Annotated in this window: 19 protein-coding genes; 13 read left to right on the top strand and 6 right to left on the bottom strand. The window is 59.6% G+C overall.

Features of this window, described 5'->3' with window-relative positions:
• Positions 1-37 precede the first annotated feature (37 nt).
• Both FQ187_RS13425 and FQ187_RS13420 read right to left on the bottom strand, forming a co-directional pair.
• Positions 38-514, bottom strand: coding sequence for a YchJ family protein (locus FQ187_RS13425; protein WP_149629868.1), 477 nt, complete (start codon positions 512-514; stop codon positions 38-40).
• Positions 515-518: 4 nt separating this feature from the next.
• A complete protein-coding gene (locus FQ187_RS13420) occupies positions 519-1,016 on the bottom strand; it encodes a DUF6231 family protein (protein ID WP_134418796.1) in 498 nt (165 codons plus the stop codon).
• Positions 1,017-1,208: 192 nt separating this feature from the next.
• Between FQ187_RS13420 and FQ187_RS13415 the strand changes: the two genes are divergently transcribed.
• The 4 genes from FQ187_RS13415 (at position 1,209) to FQ187_RS13400 (ending at position 3,889) form a co-directional block, all read left to right on the top strand.
• Positions 1,209-1,904, top strand: coding sequence for an OmpA family protein (locus FQ187_RS13415; protein ID WP_149629867.1), 696 nt, complete (start codon positions 1,209-1,211; stop codon positions 1,902-1,904).
• A gap of 90 nt (positions 1,905-1,994) precedes the next feature.
• Positions 1,995-2,711, top strand: coding sequence for an OmpA family protein (locus tag FQ187_RS13410; RefSeq protein WP_149629866.1), 717 nt, complete (start codon positions 1,995-1,997; stop codon positions 2,709-2,711).
• A gap of 148 nt (positions 2,712-2,859) precedes the next feature.
• Positions 2,860-3,138, top strand: coding sequence for a DUF1145 domain-containing protein (locus FQ187_RS13405; RefSeq protein WP_134418797.1), 279 nt, complete (start codon positions 2,860-2,862; stop codon positions 3,136-3,138).
• Positions 3,131-3,889 carry a collagen-like protein gene (locus FQ187_RS13400; RefSeq protein WP_149629865.1) on the top strand — a complete coding sequence of 253 codons (759 nt, stop codon included), beginning with the start codon at positions 3,131-3,133 and terminating at the stop codon, positions 3,887-3,889. Before FQ187_RS13405 ends, FQ187_RS13400 begins: the two co-directional genes overlap by 8 nt.
• Before the next feature lie 90 nt (positions 3,890-3,979).
• Here FQ187_RS13400 and FQ187_RS13395 read toward each other — a convergent pair whose 3' ends face one another.
• The gene (locus FQ187_RS13395) at positions 3,980-4,444 is read right to left on the bottom strand and encodes a CopD family protein (protein ID WP_149629864.1); all 465 of its coding nucleotides are present in this window, start codon (positions 4,442-4,444) and stop codon (positions 3,980-3,982) included.
• A 98-nt stretch (positions 4,445-4,542) separates the two neighbouring features.
• Here FQ187_RS13395 and dinG point away from each other — a divergent pair, with 98 nt between their 5' ends.
• The 5 genes from dinG (at position 4,543) to pdxH (ending at position 12,612) form a co-directional block, all read left to right on the top strand.
• Complete coding sequence (gene dinG, locus FQ187_RS13390; protein ID WP_149629863.1) at positions 4,543-6,687, top strand: ATP-dependent DNA helicase DinG; 2,145 nt, start codon at positions 4,543-4,545, stop codon at positions 6,685-6,687.
• 95 nt (positions 6,688-6,782) lie between these two features.
• Positions 6,783-9,311, top strand: a complete 2,529-nt coding sequence (locus FQ187_RS13385; protein WP_149629862.1) for a beta-galactosidase — start codon at positions 6,783-6,785, stop codon at positions 9,309-9,311.
• A gap of 242 nt (positions 9,312-9,553) precedes the next feature.
• Positions 9,554-10,699 carry a serine hydrolase domain-containing protein gene (locus tag FQ187_RS13380; RefSeq protein ID WP_149629861.1) on the top strand — a complete coding sequence of 382 codons (1,146 nt, stop codon included), beginning with the start codon at positions 9,554-9,556 and terminating at the stop codon, positions 10,697-10,699.
• Positions 10,700-10,812: 113 nt separating this feature from the next.
• Positions 10,813-11,940 (top strand): OmpA family protein, encoded by a 1,128-nt coding sequence (locus tag FQ187_RS13375; RefSeq protein WP_149629860.1) that lies wholly within the window; start codon positions 10,813-10,815, stop codon positions 11,938-11,940.
• A gap of 24 nt (positions 11,941-11,964) precedes the next feature.
• Positions 11,965-12,612, top strand: coding sequence for a pyridoxamine 5'-phosphate oxidase (gene pdxH / locus FQ187_RS13370; RefSeq protein ID WP_149629859.1), 648 nt, complete (start codon positions 11,965-11,967; stop codon positions 12,610-12,612).
• A gap of 5 nt (positions 12,613-12,617) precedes the next feature.
• Here the strand turns inward: pdxH and FQ187_RS13365 are convergent, their stop codons facing one another.
• Positions 12,618-12,854, bottom strand: a complete 237-nt coding sequence (locus tag FQ187_RS13365; RefSeq protein ID WP_033059010.1) for a hypothetical protein — start codon at positions 12,852-12,854, stop codon at positions 12,618-12,620.
• 168 nt (positions 12,855-13,022) lie between these two features.
• Between FQ187_RS13365 and FQ187_RS13360 the strand changes: the two genes are divergently transcribed.
• The 4 genes from FQ187_RS13360 to FQ187_RS13340 all read left to right on the top strand — a co-directional run bounded on the left by FQ187_RS13360 (position 13,023) and on the right by FQ187_RS13340 (position 15,882).
• Complete coding sequence (locus FQ187_RS13360; protein WP_074874131.1) at positions 13,023-13,487, top strand: glycine zipper 2TM domain-containing protein; 465 nt, start codon at positions 13,023-13,025, stop codon at positions 13,485-13,487.
• A 492-nt stretch (positions 13,488-13,979) separates the two neighbouring features.
• Entirely contained in the window at positions 13,980-14,630 is a 651-nt protein-coding gene (locus FQ187_RS13350) for a hypothetical protein (RefSeq protein WP_149629857.1), read from the top strand.
• On the top strand, positions 14,630-15,061 hold the full coding sequence (locus FQ187_RS13345; protein WP_149629856.1) for a phage holin family protein: 432 nt from the start codon (positions 14,630-14,632) through the stop codon (positions 15,059-15,061). The genes FQ187_RS13350 and FQ187_RS13345 overlap by 1 nt, the downstream gene beginning before the upstream one ends.
• Entirely contained in the window at positions 15,058-15,882 is an 825-nt protein-coding gene (locus FQ187_RS13340; protein WP_149629855.1) for a DUF3618 domain-containing protein, read from the top strand. The genes FQ187_RS13345 and FQ187_RS13340 overlap by 4 nt, the downstream gene beginning before the upstream one ends.
• Before the next feature lie 66 nt (positions 15,883-15,948).
• On the opposite strand, the gene FQ187_RS30390 is transcribed toward FQ187_RS13340, so the two are convergent.
• The gene (locus tag FQ187_RS30390; RefSeq protein WP_256667311.1) at positions 15,949-16,308 is read right to left on the bottom strand and encodes a hypothetical protein; all 360 of its coding nucleotides are present in this window, start codon (positions 16,306-16,308) and stop codon (positions 15,949-15,951) included.
• Between the two features lie 104 nt (positions 16,309-16,412).
• Positions 16,413-16,733, bottom strand: coding sequence for an MBL fold metallo-hydrolase (locus tag FQ187_RS30385; RefSeq protein ID WP_256667310.1), 321 nt, complete (start codon positions 16,731-16,733; stop codon positions 16,413-16,415).
• Positions 16,734-17,004: the final 271 nt, after the last annotated feature.

Genomic DNA, 17,004 nt, shown 5'->3' with positions numbered 1-17,004 from the left:
CTCCCTTTGATGCCCAGTCTAGTCTCTTGCGATTACTTCAACTGCTGAAATAACCCGCACAACACTTCTTGAACTTCTGCCCGCTGGCGCAAGGGCACGCATCATTGCGTCCGGCCTTGAGTTGTACGGTGGGGTCGATGAAATACCAGTGGCCGGCGTTCTGCACGAACGACGAGCGCTCGCGGTGGCTGTGTTCACCGCTGCCGTCGTGCCAGCGCGCGGTGAAGGTCACGAAGGCATGTTCCGGCTGACCGCCCAAGACCTCGGAGCTTTCCACTTCAAGGCCCAGCCAGGTGCTTTGGGCGCTCCAGTCGCTGATGGACTGCCGATCCAGGCCTGCTTGTTGCGCGGGCAGGGTGGTCGCTACCAGATAATCTATCAGACCCAGCACATAGGCGCTGTAGCGCGAACGCATCAAGGCTTCGGCACAAGGCGCCGGATGGCCGGCATGGTAATGACCGCAGCAGGCATCCAGCAGGATGCCGCTGCCGCAGGGGCAAATGGATGTACTCATTGCGTTACCACCAATATTTCCCGAAGTTTTCCGGATTGGCCCAGAACCGTGAGTTGAGCCAGTCGGGTACTTGTTTGTAGTCAAGCAGATCATAGGTGAACAGGGTCAGCACTTGATCGTCGCGCTGGAAGCGTTCGCTGGCTTGCAGGGCCAGAGAGAAAAAATCGGTCTCCTGCCAGCCGCTGGCCGGCAAGTCCGCCAGCACGGCGATGCGACTGGCATTGAGGTTACGGATCCCGCCAAGCAGGTTCAGGCCATCGCGCTTGGGCAAATGTTCGAGGCAATCGACCACCAGCGCCAGGTCAAACCGGCGCGCCGCCAGTTCGGCAGGCAACGGTCCAGGTGTCGCATGGGCCACACGAGTGTCCGGGTGCGCCAGCTTGAAGGCCTCAAGCGCGGGGAACTCGCTGGCGCCAATCAGCAACAGGCGCGCGGGGGCATAACGATCAAGCAAAGCGGCCAACGCCTGCTGGGGCGTGCGCGAAGAAATACCTGCAATCATCGAAGATCCTCAATCAGAGCTGCCAAGACTAGCCTGCTCCAAGGGCCGGGCCTAGAGCTGGTTTGTCGCAAAAGCGTCGATTTGCCGTGAACACGGGGTTAAAACTGCAGTTGCCTATTGCTGGCGGAGATTAAAACTCGGGTCTTTACTACCTGAATCGGTTCTAAGCCGATCCCCTCAGGAGAAAACTAGATGAGCATAGTTCGCGCAGCATTACCCTTGGTTCTGCTAACCAGTGTGTTGACTGGTTGCGCAGGTTTGCAGAAAACCGACTGGCCGACCTGTGCGGCGGTCGGTGGTGTCGTGGGTGCAGGTCTCGGCGCGACCGAGAGCTCGTCATGGGCGGGGTATGGCGCGCTGCTCGTCGGCGGCACGGCTGCGGCCTATTGCTGGGTTCACGGTGATGGCGACGAAGACGGCGATGGCGTGCCGGATAGCCGCGACAAGTGCCCGGGAACACCTAGAGGCGTGCGGGTCGATGCCGACGGTTGCCCTCCACCGGTGCCTGCGCCGGTGGTCGAAGAAACGGCCGTGGTTAAAGAAGAAGTCATCGTCATTCGCGATGTTCACTTCCAGTTCGACAAGGCCACACTTACCCCTTCCGATAAAGATGTACTTAACAAAATCGCCACTCGCCTGAAGCAGGAATCAAGCACCGCCCAATTGACCGTAACCGGTCACACCGACAGCGTAGGTAGTGATACCTACAACCAGAAACTGTCGGATCGTCGTGCGCACTCGGTGGTCGAGTACCTGATTTCCCAAGGCGTACCCCGCAGCGAATTCGTGTCTGTCACCGGTGCCGGTGAAAGCCAACCGGTCGCCGATAACAAAACCGCTGACGGCCGCTCGATGAACCGTCGCACGGAAATCAAAATCAACCGCTAAACCCCTCATACTCCGCGGCTTGTGCAGTCGCGGATGCGGGTCTTTACTCCTGTGTGACCGGCATTGGCCGGTAACACAGGAGCTTTCATCATGAGTGTTCTCACACGGACCGTCTTGCCGGTTGTGCTGCTTGGCAGCCTGTTGACCGGTTGCGCTACTCGCAGCGATGGCACCGCCCCCCTCAATCAACGAACCTGGCCAATCTGCAGCGTTATCGGCGGCCTGGTCGGTGGCGGACTAGGCGCTCTCGAAAGTAGCGGTTGGGCGGCCGGTGGGGCGGCGCTTGGTATCTTGACCGGTGGCTTGATCTGTTACGCCCAGGATGGCGACGAAGACGACGATGGTGTCTTCGATCGACGCGATCGCTGCCCTGATACACCGGCCAATACCCCCGTCGAACATCATGGTTGCCCATTGCCGCAGTACCCGGCCAGCGTGAAACCTGAACCTGCTCAATCAGAGGTCATCACCCTGAGCGACGCGGGCGACGTACTGTTTGCCTTCAACCAATCCGAACTGACCCCTGCCGCGCAGAGCAAGCTGGATTCGCTGATGCCCAAACTGCAAAGTGCCGATGTGGTGAGCATCAAGGTGATCGGTCATACCGACAGCATCGGCTCGGACACCTATAACCAGGCACTCTCGGAACGTCGCGCCAGTAGCGTGGCGGCCTACCTGTTGAGTCAGGGCGTGGCGCCGAACAAGCTCACCAGCGAGGGCAAGGGCCAAAGTCAGCCGGTGGCCGATAACGAAACGGAAGAAGGACGGGCGAAAAACCGTCGGGTGGAGTTGCACATCAATCGCTGAGTCCCGAGATAGAGCTGTCGGACGATAATTGAAGTCGTTCCGGCAGCCATTCGGCGGCCTTCATGAAGAATTTTTCGTTGCCCTCTGGCTAATCCCGCGTGGAAGCCGGTACTGTGCGCGCAAAGAATAATTCTCAACGGTGGAGCGTATGAACGTGTTTTGGGGGCTGGGGAAGTTGTTGACCCTGCTGTTCTGGCTGGTGGTGCTGGTCAATCAGCTCATGCCGTTTGTCAATCCTCTGCATCTGCTGGTCGATCTGGCCGGCAGCCTGCTGGCATGCCTTCATCTTCTTGAGGCGGTGTTCTGTTTCCGCAGCCTCAGAGGTCGCGCTCACCCTTGGCTTGATCGCCTGAAGATCCTCTTTTTTGGCGTTTTCCACCTGCAAACCATCCCGGCTCCGACCGCGCCTAAGGCTTCCCATGCGTAAACTCTGTCTGCTCGCTGCACTCATCAGCCCGTTGGCCTGCGCCCAGGTGGTGAGCGTCGAAACCAACTCGCTGATGCGTTTGCCCAACACCGCCAGCACCTTGCAGCTGGAACGCCTGGAAGTGGCCGACTACGGCACGTTGTTGATTCCCTCGAATGTGACGGAGGTATCCGTCGGTGAATTGCGTCTGGGTCGTGAAGCGCGGATCGCCATCGTACCCGGCGAGCAGCCGCTTGAGCTGAAGGTCAGTCGTGCGCAGTTGTCGGAAGGCAGCCAGATCACGGCTCGCGGCGCGCCGGGGACGTACCTCAAGGCCGCCCGCTCCGGGCGTAACCTGAACTTGCAAATCAAGGCACTGAGTGCGCCGCTGTTGTTGGTGGACGCTCGCGGTGGCGCGGGCGCACCGGGTTTCGTCGGTCTCGATGGGGCCAACGGTCATGCACCGGGTTGTACCTGGGGTCAGGCCGGTCGTGGTGCCGATGGCAGTGATGGCAGCGACGGTCAGCCGGGTGCGCCGGGTGCACTGGTTCGTCTGGAAGTGCCGCGCAATTACCCTGCGGAACTGATCAAGGTTCAGGTGGCTGGCGGTGACGGTGGTGTGGCCGGGCCTGGCGGTAAACCGGGCGCGGGTGGCAAGGCCAAGGGCTGTTTCGTTTACAAGGCCGATGGCGGCAAGAGCGGCCGCCCTGGCGCTGACGGTCAGCCGGGATCTGCCGGTGCGGCGGGTGCCGTGACTGTGCAGCGTCTGTAAGATCCACCCCTCACCCCAACCCTCTCCCCATGGTGGAGAGGGTGGAAAGGGAGCCGATCTCCATACTTTTTAAAGCCTGAGCTCCAAGATCTAAAACATCGGCCGAGCCGCAGCAATCGCCACCAGCACCAACCCGACAATCAGATTAATCCCCACCAACTTGCGAATTTCCCCAAGCGTCGCAGCCCCGGTCGGCCAGTCCTGCGCCGCCACCGCCGTGCGCAACTCTGGCAACAATAACGCCTGAATCCGGATAAACAGCGCTGTCATCACCACGTACAACCCCATCATCACCTGCACATAGCGCGGTGCCGCTTCAAAACCGCTGTACTGCAAATGAATCATGCCCACACCACTGATCGGCAACAGCACCACCGCGACCCAGACCCAGCGGAAAAAACCTTGAAACACTTCTACCCACAGCTTCAAGCGGGCAGGGCCTTCCAAAGCCTTCATCGCCGCGGGGCGCAAGACCATCCACGCGAAAAACATGCCGCCAACCCACACCAGGGCTGACAGTACATGCAGGGTATAAACAAGGCCAAAAGGTGTCATTGGGGTACTCCGTTCTGCGCGGGATTAATTAGCGGGGTATGATAGCGGCCCATCCGAACCACTGAAAATTTATCCAGCGTTTTTCGCGCCCGACAATCATGATCAGCACCGAACTCAAAACCACGATCCAGGGCGCCTACTCGCGTTTTCTTGAAGCCAAGAGCCTCAAGCCGCGCTACGGCCAACGCCTGATGATCGCCGAAATTGCCAAGGTCCTCGGTGACATCGACACCGACGACGAAGGCCGGCGCAGTGGCGACCCCGCGATTGTCGCGGTGGAAGCCGGCACCGGTACCGGCAAAACCGTGGCCTACAGCCTGGCCGCCATCCCCACTGCTAAGGCCGCCGGCAAACGCCTGGTGATTGCCACGGCCACCGTGGCCCTGCAAGAGCAGATCGTCTACAAGGATTTGCCCGACCTGATGCGCAACAGCGGGCTGAATTTCAGCTTTGCCCTGGCCAAGGGGCGCGGGCGCTACATGTGCCTGTCCAAGCTCGACATGTTGTTGCAGGAAGGTCACGCGCAAACCGCCACGGCGCAGCTGTTTGAAGAAGAAGGTTTCAAGATCGAGGTCGACGAGGCCAGTCAGAAGCTGTTCACCAGCATGATCGAGAAACTCGCCGGCAATAAGTGGGACGGCGACCGCGACAGTTGGTCCACCGCCCTGGAAGACGCCGACTGGGCGCGCCTGACCACCGATCACAGCCAATGCACCAACCGCCATTGTCCGAACTTCGGCCAGTGCGCCTTCTACAAGGCCCGCGAAGGCATGGGCAAGGTCGACGTGATCGTCACCAACCACGACATGGTCCTGGCCGACCTGGCGCTGGGCGGCGGCGCCGTGCTGCCGGACCCGCGCGACACCATCTACGTGTTCGACGAAGGCCACCACCTGCCGGACAAGGCCATCGGCCATTTCGCCCATTACACGCGTCTGCGTTCCACCGCCGACTGGCTGGAAACCACCGCCAAGAACCTCACCAAATTGCTGGCCCAGAATCCGCTGCCGGGCGACCTGGGCAAGTTGATCGAACAAGTGCCGGAGTTGGCGCGGGAGATCAAGACCCAGCAGCAATTCATGTTCAGCGCCTGCGAGCAGGTTGCCGATTTCAAACCCGGCGAAGACGTCGAAGGTCGCGAGCGGCCGCGTCATCGCTTCGTCGGCGGGGTGATTCCCGAGCACATGCGCGAAATGGGCGTCGAGTTGAAGAAGGGCTTTGCCCGTCTGACCGACCTGTTCACCCGGCTCACCGAACTGCTCAAGGAAGGCATGGACGGCGAGGTCAACATCGGCATCGCCAGCAACCAGGCCGAAGAGTGGTACCCGCTGTTCGGCAGCCTGTTGTCCCGCTCTTCGGGCAACTGGGAATTGTGGGGCGCTTTCACCGCTGAAGACCCGGAAGACAACCCGCCGATGGCCCGCTGGCTGACCCTGGCTGAAAGCGGCTCGCTGTTCGACATCGAGGTCAACGCCAGCCCGATCCTCGCGGCGGAAATGCTCCGTCGCAATTTGTGGAACGTGGCCTACGGCGCTCTGGTGACCTCCGCGACCCTGACCGCGCTCGGTACCTTCGACCGCTTCCGCATGCGCGCCGGCTTGCCGAAAAAAGCCGTGACCGCAGTGGTTCCAAGCCCGTTTCATCATGCTGATGCTGGCGTGCTGCGAGTGCCGGACCTGAAGGCCGATCCGCGTGATGCGCCGGCCCACACTGCAGCGATCATCCGCGACTTGCCGGCCTTGGTGGAAGGTTCGCGCGGTACCCTGGTGCTGTTCTCTTCGCGCAAACAGATGCAGGACGTGTTCGACGGCCTCGACCGCGACTGGCGCAAGCAAGTGTTCATTCAAGGCAACCTGTCGAAACAGGAAACCCTGAACAAGCACAAGGCGCGGGTCGATGGCGGTGATTCCAGCGTGTTGTTCGGCCTGGCGAGTTTCGCCGAAGGGGTCGACTTGCCCGGTGCGTACTGCGAACACGTGGTGATCGCGAAGATTCCATTCTCGGTGCCCGATGATCCGGTCGAAGCGGCCCTGGCCGAGTGGATCGAGGCTCGAGGTGGCAATCCGTTCATGGAAATCTCCGTGCCGGATGCTTCGCTGAAGCTGGTCCAGGCCTGCGGTCGCTTGCTGCGTACCGAAGAAGACCGCGGCACCATCACCTTGCTCGATCGACGTCTGGTGACCCAGCGTTATGGCAAAGCGATCCTCAATGCGTTGCCACCCTTCCGTCGTGAAATTTCCTGATACAGGGCTGGGCAATTTTGCCCAACCCGTTGTCTATCTCTCTGCCATCGCATTTCCACTGGCCCATCTGGGTCGTTAGGGAGAATTTCGTTCTCATGATTCGCCGTTCGCTGCGCCGTTCGTTACCTGCCGTTTTCGCTCTGATGTTCGCAGCCCCTTTGCTGGCGGCTCCTGCCGGCCAACAGACGCTGTTCAACTTTGTGCGCCCCGCCGATGTGGTCCAGGTGGCGACTCAGGACGCCAGCTTGCCGCAATCCAACGCCGAGCAAACGGCCGAAGGCGAAGTGCTGCGTCGGGTGACGTTCAATCCGGTGGCACAACCGACCTTGCGTCTGACCCCGCAGACGGGCGCCTGGGACTGGTCCCAGTCGGGTTTCATGAGTTTGCGGATTCAGAGCGCAATGAACTGGGCCGTGACCCTGTACGTGACAATCCAGAGCAACGACGGCAAGACACTGGTCAGCCGCGTCGACTTGCCGGCCGGCCCTGCGCAAACTTTATGGGTGCCGCTGCAGCCATTTACGCCATTGAACCTTGGCCTGAAAGCCGGCCCGCCGATGCCGATCACTTTTGAGGGGCAGCGCGTATTGCTGGCCAGCAGCGCCGGTGAGCTGGAGCGCAGCCAGGTGGTGTCGGTGACCTTGTCGATGGATCAGCCGAAAGTCGCGCAAAGCATTCTGCTTGAGCGCTTTGGCGTGCAGGACGGCGATGCGGTCACCCAAGCGGCTTTTGGCGGCCTTGTAGACGCTTACGGCCAGTCGACACGGGCCAAATGGCCAGAGAAAGTCAGCAGCGACGAGCAACTGAAAAGCGCCGCCGCCAAGGAACATCAGCAACTGAAAACCTGGCTGGCCGAGCGCGAGAAGTCGTCCCTGGACAAGTTCGGTGGCTGGAACAAAGGCCCGGCATTCAAGGCCAGCGGGTTTTTCCGCACTGAGAAGCGCGACGGTCGCTGGTACCTGGTGACCCCGGAAGGCCATCCGTTCTATTCCCTCGGGGTCAACACCGTCACCCCGGACGTCGACCAGACCTACGTCGCCGGCCGCGAGTGGATGTTTGAATCCCTGCCCAAACCCGACGAGCCGCTGGCCAGCCACTATGGCGAAGGCGATAACCGTGGCGGCAACGGCGTCGATCAGGGCCGAGGCTACAATGCCGGTCGCTGGTACGACTTCTATGGCGCCAACTTGCAGCGTCTGTATGGTCCGCCGTGTGTGGTGACCAGCGACACTAAGGCCGGTGTCGCCGAAGCGGCCAAGGCTGACGCGGTTGCGGCAACGGCAACGGTAGAAAAGGCTGCTGAGCAACCTGTCGTTCCTTCTGCGGCCGAATCCGGTGTCGCCGAAGCCGCCAAGACCGGCGCCGTTGAAGCGACCGCCGCCATAGCAACTGAGCAAACACCTGCCGAACCCTGCAAAGCGGTGGTTGATGAACAGCGCTGGGCCAGTCACACCCTTGATCGCCTGCAAGCCTGGGGCTTCAACACCCTCGGCAACTGGAGCGCCCCGGCGCTGGCCAACGCTGATCGCGTGCCGTACACCTTGCCGCTGTCGATCGTCGGCGATTACGCCAGCATCAGCACCGGCACCGACTGGTGGGGCGGCATGCCCGATCCGTTTGACCCACGATTCGCCATGGCCACCGAACGTGCCGTGGCCATCGCCGCGCGCGACCATCGCGACGATCCATGGCTGATCGGCTACTTTGCCGACAACGAATTGGCCTGGGCCGGTCCCGGCGACGACCCGAAAGCCCGTTACGCCTTGGCCTACGGTACCTTGAAAATGACCACCGACGTGCCGGCCAAGCGCGCATTCCTCAAGCAATTGCGGGACAAGTACCGCAATCAGGCGGGCCTTTCCAAAGCCTGGGGCATTGATTTGCCGGCCTGGGAATTGATGGAAGACCCAGGCTTCGTGCCGCCGCTGCCAAGCGCCGAACACCCGGAAATCGAAGCCGACTTCAAATACTTCCAGAAGGTCTTCGCCGACACGTACTTCAAGACCCTCTCCGACTCGCTCAAGTGGCACGCGCCGAATCAGCTGTTGCTGGGCGGCCGGTTTGCCATCAGCACCCCGGAAGCGGTTGAGTCCTGCGCCCAGTATTGCGACGTGTTGAGCTTCAACATGTACACCCTGCAACCGCAGGACGGTTACGACTTCGCCACGCTGCGCAGCCTGGATAAACCGGTGCTGATCACTGAGTTCAACTTCGGCTCCGCAGATCGCGGCCCGTTCTGGGGCGGCGTGACGCAATTGGCGAAGGAAGAAGACCGTGGGCCGGCCTACGCCAATTTCCTCAAACAGGCGATGAGCGAACCGTCGATCGTCGGCGTGCACTGGTTCCAATACCTTGACCAACCGGTTACCGGTCGTCTACTGGATGGCGAGAACGGGCACTTTGGCCTGGTGGGCATTACCGATCTGCCGTTCCAGGGCTTCGTCGACAGCGTACGCAAAAGCAATTTGCAGACCGTCGATCATCTCGGTAAAGAAGCCGAGAAGGCCAGCGCCGAAGCTGAAAAAGCCAGCCATGCCGCCGAGGCCGGCCGAAAAGGCGACGCCGGCAAAGGCCCGGGGCAGGGCGCTGGTCATGCGGGTGGGCATTCCGGCAATGGCCATTAAATAGCTGAAACCGTGTCATCGTTCTTCGCGAGCAAGCCCGCTCCCACATTCAATTGCATTCTTTCTGAAAGAACTCGGTCGAATGTGTGAGCGGGCTTGCTCGCGAAGGCGTCCGCCAAGGCACCCTAAAGATCTGATCCAATCCATAGGTGGGCGACCGCCCAGCTTGCCACAGTTCCCAAAACCCTCGAGGGCTGGAACAATGCGGCCACTTTGTAGAACATTATCCAGAGGAGTTGCGGGTGCAGATTCAGGGTTTTTACGAGCTGAAGTTTGAAGCGGTGCGTGAGGCTTTCGCGGCGCTGTTCGACGATCCTCAGGAACGTGGCGCAGCGTTGTGCATCCAGATTGGCGGTGAAACCGTGGTCGACCTTTGGGCCGGCAGCGCTGACAAGGACGGCACCGAAGCCTGGCACAGCGACACCATCGCCAACCTGTTCTCCTGCACCAAGACCTTTACCGCTGTGACCGCCCTGCAACTGGTGGCCGAAGGCAAACTGCAACTGGATGCACCGGTTGCCCGCTACTGGCCCGAGTTCGCCGCCGCCGGCAAAGAATCCGTGACCCTGCGTCAATTGCTCTGCCATCAGGCCGGTTTGCCGGCGCTGCGTGAGCTGCTGGCCCCGGAAGCCCTTTACGACTGGCAAACCATGGTTGACGCCCTGGCCGCCGAAGAACCGTGGTGGACGCCGGGCGTCGGTCACGGTTACGCCGCGATCACCTACGGCTGGCTGGTCGGTGAGTTGCTGCGTCGTGCCGACGGTCGTGGGCCGGGTGAGTCCATCGTGGCTCGGGTCGCGAAGCCTTTGGGCCTGGATTTCCACGTCGGCCTGGCGGACGAAGAGTTCCATCGCGTGGCGCACATCGCTCGTGGCAAGGGCAATGTCGGCGATGCCGCGGCCCAGCGCTTGCTGCAAGTGACCATGCGCGAGCCGACGGCCATGACCACGAGGGCGTTCACTAACCCGCCGTCGATCATGACCAGCACCAACAAACCCGAGTGGCGACGCATGCAGCAACCGGCCGCCAATGGTCACGGCAATGCCCGCAGCCTGGCCGGGTTCTATGCCGGTCTGCTCGATGGCAGCTTGCTGGAAAGCGAAATGCTCGACGAAATGACGCGCGAGCACAGCCTCGGCGAGGACAAGACTTTACTGACCCGGACCCGTTTCGGCCTGGGTTGCATGCTCGATCAACCGGACGTCCCCAACGCCACCTACGGCCTCGGCCCTCGTGCGTTCGGTCATCCGGGTGCCGGCGGTTCCACCGGTTTTGCTGACCCGGAACACGATGTGGCCTTCGGCTTTGTGACAAATACCCTAGGGCCGTACGTCTTGATGGATCCGCGCGCGCAAAAGCTTGTGCGGGCACTGGCCACTTGTCTGTAAAACGCGCTCAGGGGTTCCAGGGCCGGAACCCCAAGGCCTTTTTGATTTCCAAGCGTCTGTTTATCCGGGTCAATCCGGCCTGATAGTTCATTACTTCATTTTGTGGATATCCAATGTCTTCCAATAAAACCCTCGCTTTGGCCCTGTGCTTCGCTATTACCGGTTGCGCACAAACTCCACAAAATGACTCGGATGGCAGCAGCTGGTGGCCGTTCGGGTCCTCCGACAAAGTCGCCGCTAAAACCCCGGCTCCGACCCCAGCCCCGGCACCTTTGAAGCCTGCCGCGACCGCTCCGGTTGCAAAGGCTGAAAGCTCCAACCCTTGGTACTGGCTGTTCGGTTCCGATGACGGCGCCGGCAAGACGCCTGCAAAGCCTGAAGTGAAAGCTGAAGCCAAGCCTGAAGCCAAACCGGTCGAGGTGGCCAAGGCTGAGGCCGATGCAGGTGGCAAATGGTGGTGGCCGTTCGGTGGTAAAGAGCAAAGCACCGCTAAAGCCGTGCCAATGCCTGATCCTAAAGTCACTCAGGCCTGGCTCGACGACTACGAACCGCGCCTGCGCGAAGCGATCAAGGGCAGCAACCTGCAACTCGAGCGCCGTGAAAACGTATTGGTGCTGACCGCGCCGGTAGAAGGCTCGTTCAACCCAGACCGTCCGGCCATGCTGCTGCCGGTGACCCTCGGCCCGTTTACTCGCGTCGCGAAAATCCTTGAAGTTGATCCGAAAACTGCCGTGCTGGTGCTAGGCCACAGTGATACGTCGGGCGCCGCCCCGGCCAACGTGAAACTAAGCCAGGAGCGTGCCCAGGCCGTGGCAGCGATTTTCCGCCTCAGCGGTTTGCAGCGTGATCGTCTGATGCTGCGCGGTATGGGTGGCGAAGCCCCGCGTGCTGCCAACGACAGCAACGAAGGCCGTGCCTTGAACCGTCGCGTCGAACTGCTGGTGACCCCGCAAAACACCATGGTCGCGTTGCTGAGCAAGTACAACATGCCGGCGCCGGCGCCAGTGAGCCAGGTCGCTGCCAAGGACATCAAGCCAGTGGCCACGCCGGTCACCCCTGCGCCAGCCGCGAAAAAAGCGGCTGTACCCGCCGCGAAAAAGGCCCCGACCAAGAAAGCCGCCGCCAAGAAGTCGCCAGCTAAAACCGCGACTCCGGCGAAAAAGACTGCTCCGGCCAAAGCCGCTGCTGACTCGAAAAAAGTCACCGCCGCAGCCCCCGACGCCGACGCCACAAAGAAGTGATTCGTTAACTAAAAGGAATGCGCCATGACCCAGGGCCTGGCTGATATGCGTCGCGACTACACCCGTGATGGCCTGACCGAGGCGCAAGCCCCGGCCGAGCCATTCGCGCTGTTCCATCAGTGGTTCGCCGACGCGGTGAAAACCGAGCAGGCGCCGGTGGAAGCCAACGCCATGACCCTGGCCACCGTCGATCAGGACGGTCGGCCGCATTGCCGCATTCTGCTGCTCAAGGGGCTGGACGAGCAGGGCTACACCTTCTTCACCAACTACGACAGCGCCAAGGGCCAGCATCTGGCCGCGAACCCGTTCGCGGCCATGACCTTTTTCTGGCCGGCCCTGGAGCGTCAGGTGCGCATCGAAGGGCGAGTGGTGAAGGTTACGCCTGAAGAGTCCGACGCCTACTTCCAGGTCCGGCCGCTGGGCAGTCGTCTCGGTGCCTGGGCTTCGCCCCAGAGCCGGGTGATCGCCGATCGCGCTGAACTGGAAGCGTTGCTCAAGACCACCGAGCAACGTTTCAGCGACACGCAACCTCATTGCCCTGAGCATTGGGGGGGGTACCGTTTGTTACCGGAGCGCATCGAGTTCTGGCAAGGCCGTCCGAGCCGCCTGCACGATCGCCTCAACTACCGCTTGCAGGGCGCCAACTGGATTCTTGAACGTCTGGCACCCTAAGCAGTCTACCGATCGGGATAGCCTGCCGCAGCGGCTTCAAGCCACTGCGGCAGGTCCCGGCGCTTGATCTTCTGCGCCTGAGCGTTCGCCAGTTGCTGGAGCATGAAAGCTTTTTTCTGCTCGTCTTTTCCCGCCAGTGCCAACGCCAGATCGCGGTCCATCCAGCGTTTGATCCGCACGTATAGCCACCAGTGGAAATACAATCCGGCAACGGTAGTGACGACAATGATGAAGTAATCCATGACAATCCTTGGGTCAGCGGCGCAGATTCCGGAATTTGCCGCTACTGTGTGTTGAGTTCGTGGAGGTGCCTGTACCGGGCCTGAATCAAACCAATTTTATCCGGGCGACGCCGTGACAGACGTCAAGCTGCGGAGTTTAATGAATACCTGTCCTTTGGAGTTGATGCTATGCGTAAGTCTGTTCTGCTGGTTGCTTCCTTTTCCACGATGGCGATGTTGCTCACTGGTTGCCAGTCCAGTCTGACCGGTGACTCCTACTCCCGTGACGAAGCGCGTCGCGTGCAGACCGTTCGCATGGGCACCATCGAATCCCTGCGACCGGTCAAAATCGAAGGCACCAAAACCCCAATCGGCGGCGCGGCTGGTGCCGTCGTGGGCGGTGTCGGCGGTAGCGCTATCGGTGGTGGGCGTGGCAGCATCGTTGCTGCGGTTATCGGTGCCGTTGCTGGCGGCCTGATCGGCTCGGCCACAGAAGAAGGCCTGACCCGCGCCCAGGGCGTCGAAATCACCGTTCGCGAAGACGACGGCAGCATGCGCGCCTACGTGCAACAGGTTCAGGAGAATGAAGTGTTCCGTGTTGGCGAGCGGGTGCGGATTGCTACTGTGGATGGTACTAGCCGCGTTTCGCATTAAGCGGGAACGGGTAGTAAAGCAAAACCCCGATCAGGTGACTGGTCGGGGTTTTTTATGTATGTAGCTTTCAGTTTTGTCTGATTCAATATAGTTAATCTCGACAAAGTTCCATGTAGCACACCAAATCGGCTCTGAATGGGTCGCTGACCAGTTCCATAATCGTGTTTGCATGTGGGCGTGGAAAAATCTTACCGTCAATACCGTTCCCGGATCGACAGTGCATTCACAACGAATTGGTAGAAAACTTTGCTCTTGCTCGGGCCACGGTTCACCATGCATTTCCCGCGAAACGCCTAAGCCGTTACCTCTTCTTTCCTCGTCGCTGGTGCAGGTAAGTGAGTCCACCGCCATCCAAGCGACGGACTGAGAGCATCACTCATCATTCCGTTGGAACTCTCCATAACGCTGCTCCGTCATCTGGAATGAGGGGGGCTACGGGTACTTCGTGGCGAACCCTGATAACGCTTTTTCATTCAGAAGGCGAGGGACGACATGAATACTTCAGACAGCACCACTGGGAGTCAGGCAGATAAAACCGACTCATCAGGGTCAGAGCAGAACTTCGAACACTTGAAAGAAAACGTAACTGAGGCGCTTGGCGGCGCCAGGCAGCAGGCTGACGCGCAGTTCGGTGAATACCGAGATAAGGCAGCAGACCAGATTGAGGCGTTGGCAAAGGGAGCGAAATCCGTCGTTTCCGAACTTGAAAGCAAAGACGCGCTCGGCATGTCCGACTACCTCGCTGAGATGGCGGAATCCTTGAGCGGCCTAGCCGGGAACCTGCGTGGAAAAAGTGCCGAACAATTGCTCCATGACGGCGCCGACCTGGCTCGTAACAACCCGACACTGTTCATTGCTGGCAGCATTGCACTGGGTTTTGGCCTATCGCGCTTTCTGAAGGCCGGTAGCGCCCCTGCGGCGACATTCACCGACTCTAGCGACCCGGCAGCAGGTAACTCAAAGCCTCCGTCTGGTGGTTTTGGCGCTCAACGACCCTATGAAACCTCCGTTCCATCTCGCACCGATCAAAGCCCCGGTCTAGCCACTGGCATCACCCCGGCTTCGCCAAATGAGCAAGACCATCTTTCGGACTTCGCAACGAACTCGACACCCGGTTCTACATCCTTCAAAGGAGCGCTGTGATGAACAGAGAAGATCAAGATTTGCCGGAGGTAAGACCGGTGCTCGCGCCTGATTCTGACGCTTCGGTCGTCGGGCTGTTACGGCAGCTGTCCCGCGAAGTACCCGCGCTGTTCACCAAGGAGCTCGCTTTGGCCAAAGCTGAGTTTCAAGCCAGTCTCACGACACTCAAGGCAGGCATTGCCGGTGTCGCGGGTGGTGTGATTGTGCTGCTGGCGGGGTTCATCATTTTGTTGATGTCCGCCGTCTATGGCCTCAGCACTGTGATGGCGCCGTGGTTGGCAGCGCTGATTGTCGGTGCGGTGGTGATGATCGTAGGGTTCGCCATGCTGCAGTCGGGGAAAAAACAATTCGAACCGTCCAACTTCAAGCCTGATCGCACGCTGGATGCTTTGAATAAAGATCAGGAAGCGCTGCGGAGGAAAGTCTCATGAACAGTGAATTCGAAACTGAGTCGCAGAAAAGCCCCGAGGCCATCGAACGTGAAATAGACGCGCAACGGGCCAGCATCGGTAACATCGTCGATGCACTGGAAAGCAAATTCACACCGGGTCAGGTGTTCGATCAGGCGTTGTCCTTCATGCAGAGCAACGGCACGACGTTCCTGACCAACCTGGGAACCAATGTTCGTAATAATCCCGTTCCTGCGGTGCTGACGTCGGTTGGTTTGCTGTGGTTGATGATGAGCCAGAACCGTCCACCATCCGCTCTCCCAGGTTATCGCGTGGGCCCGGATCAGAACAAAGTAGGGGAATGGGCCGATGGCCTTGCTGATGGTATCGACAGTGCCCGTGACCATTTGCACCAGACTGCGGACACGCTCAAGGAGGGCTTCCAAACCGTTAAAGGCAAAGCGGCGAACCTTGGTGACAACTTGGGGGCTGCCACCGAAAACATCAGCCATGCCGTTCATGACGCCAGCGACCGTTTAGTGCGCAGTACACACGTGATGAGCAATCAATTCAGCCAGTTACTGAAGGAGCAGCCCCTGATGGTTGCCGCTGCGGGTATCGCGTTAGGGGCCATGTTGGGGGCGGCATTCCCTTCGTCAGCGACTGAGCAACGCTATATGGGCAAAACCAGCGCAGGCCTGGCCGACAAGGTCAAGCAACAGGCACGGGAAGGCTTTGAAGCGGTACGCGATACGGTGACAAAAACGACTGATCACTCGGACGTGGCCGTGAAACCGGAAGGGGAGCACCGAGCAGCATCCGATACGTCCGCCGATCTGTCTCGAGGAATGGGTACGTCATAAAGGGGGTGTATGAAAGGCGGGAGGTTCAACACTGACCTCCCGCTGCTCTCCGGTAGGCAAACAGTATTAACACCTAGTCAGCTCTAAGGTTTCGCCATCTGCGGGAATACGCAGTCTCGATTCGATATTTGCACGAATTGCTGCCGCTGAAAGATCAGTACGGGATACCGGGCAATGACCCACCGCCTCTAAATGGTTCGCTACAACTGTACCTTTGGATATTCTTGTGAACTCAACAACCTCTTCAATTCCCATGATGATTTCGCCACCGATATCGAACTGTGCACCACCGGCTGGCACTACGCTAACTTGGGGCTGATGGCGTAAAACGAACTCCCGTACAACTGGTGAAAGAATAGTATCGCCACTCAGGTAGATACTGGGTTCCCCCGGCATCTCAATGAAGTAACCGACACCATGCTCCATCAATTTGCCAATAAAGCCTTCTCCATGGGTACATTTGACCGTGTGAATCGTGCCGCCAAGGAAGGGGATACCCTGCTCGTGGTCGTTCGTAAGCGGTCGGATGTTTAAGCCACGCTTGGCCAGATATGGAGCATCGCGGGGGTACAGATCACTGGAATCTGCTTTTCCCTCAGCCAGCGCGTCGCTGCCCGATCCAAGTGATCAAAGTGCCCCTTCTGACAATGTGTGATCAGGCAATGCGTCACCGATTCAAGTGCGTTGGCAGTTGACTCAGGCAAGTCAACCAACGGGTTTCGCAATCTGGCGCCGAACAAGCGCAGAGGTGGAAGCGCACCTTTCGGCGCGAGCATAGGATCGACGAGGATGCGGGTGAGGCCGAATTCGAGAATTATCGTAGCGTTGCGTATTTGCCGAATTTTCATCATGAAGCCTCTTAGGGAGTGGCTTCATTGTGCACGCCTGCTTCTGCGGCCATAATGGCAGAATTAGTCATAATTGATTCAATTTAAGCCATGTCTAAAACCTTACGAGTTGGCCTCCTTTTGTTTCCCCAGTGCATGCCCGCAGGTCTGTAGTGGTCAACTAATTCCGGACACCTCGATAGGTGATTTTGACGCCATCGCCCGTTCGTAAACGGTCGGTGGCAGATATCCCAGTTTCGAGTGCAGCCGTTCGTTGTTGTAAAACCCAACGATG

The sequence above is a fragment of the Pseudomonas sp. ANT_J28 genome, from assembly GCF_008370005.1.
Lineage (GTDB): Bacteria > Pseudomonadota > Gammaproteobacteria > Pseudomonadales > Pseudomonadaceae > Aquipseudomonas > Aquipseudomonas frigoris.
Note: the sequence above shows the minus strand (reverse complement) of the source record. Positions and strands in the feature narration are given on the sequence as shown.

Bases quoted from the DNA above. Each gene is read 5' to 3' on its own strand.
- FQ187_RS13420 (WP_134418796.1), bottom strand. From the start codon at position 1,016: ATGATTGCAGGTATTTCTTCGCGCACGCCCCAGCAGGCGTTGGCCGCT.
- FQ187_RS13410 (WP_149629866.1), top strand. From the start codon at position 1,995: ATGAGTGTTCTCACACGGACCGTCTTGCCGGTTGTGCTGCTTGGCAGC.
- FQ187_RS13415 (WP_149629867.1), top strand. From the start codon at position 1,209: ATGAGCATAGTTCGCGCAGCATTACCCTTGGTTCTGCTAACCAGTGTG.
- FQ187_RS13400 (WP_149629865.1), top strand. From the start codon at position 3,131: ATGCGTAAACTCTGTCTGCTCGCTGCACTCATCAGCCCGTTGGCCTGC.
- FQ187_RS13340 (WP_149629855.1), top strand. From the start codon at position 15,058: ATGAACAGTGAATTCGAAACTGAGTCGCAGAAAAGCCCCGAGGCCATC.
- FQ187_RS13365 (WP_033059010.1), bottom strand. From the start codon at position 12,854: ATGGATTACTTCATCATTGTCGTCACTACCGTTGCCGGATTGTATTTC.
- FQ187_RS13360 (WP_074874131.1), top strand. From the start codon at position 13,023: ATGCGTAAGTCTGTTCTGCTGGTTGCTTCCTTTTCCACGATGGCGATG.
- pdxH (WP_149629859.1), top strand. From the start codon at position 11,965: ATGACCCAGGGCCTGGCTGATATGCGTCGCGACTACACCCGTGATGGC.
- FQ187_RS13385 (WP_149629862.1), top strand. From the start codon at position 6,783: ATGATTCGCCGTTCGCTGCGCCGTTCGTTACCTGCCGTTTTCGCTCTG.
- FQ187_RS13395 (WP_149629864.1), bottom strand. From the start codon at position 4,444: ATGACACCTTTTGGCCTTGTTTATACCCTGCATGTACTGTCAGCCCTG.
- FQ187_RS13405 (WP_134418797.1), top strand. From the start codon at position 2,860: ATGAACGTGTTTTGGGGGCTGGGGAAGTTGTTGACCCTGCTGTTCTGG.
- FQ187_RS13345 (WP_149629856.1), top strand. From the start codon at position 14,630: ATGAACAGAGAAGATCAAGATTTGCCGGAGGTAAGACCGGTGCTCGCG.
- FQ187_RS13375 (WP_149629860.1), top strand. From the start codon at position 10,813: ATGTCTTCCAATAAAACCCTCGCTTTGGCCCTGTGCTTCGCTATTACC.
- dinG (WP_149629863.1), top strand. From the start codon at position 4,543: ATGATCAGCACCGAACTCAAAACCACGATCCAGGGCGCCTACTCGCGT.
- FQ187_RS13350 (WP_149629857.1), top strand. From the start codon at position 13,980: ATGAATACTTCAGACAGCACCACTGGGAGTCAGGCAGATAAAACCGAC.
- FQ187_RS30390 (WP_256667311.1), bottom strand. From the start codon at position 16,308: ATGGAGCATGGTGTCGGTTACTTCATTGAGATGCCGGGGGAACCCAGT.
- FQ187_RS13425 (WP_149629868.1), bottom strand. From the start codon at position 514: ATGAGTACATCCATTTGCCCCTGCGGCAGCGGCATCCTGCTGGATGCC.
- FQ187_RS30385 (WP_256667310.1), bottom strand. From the start codon at position 16,733: ATGATGAAAATTCGGCAAATACGCAACGCTACGATAATTCTCGAATTC.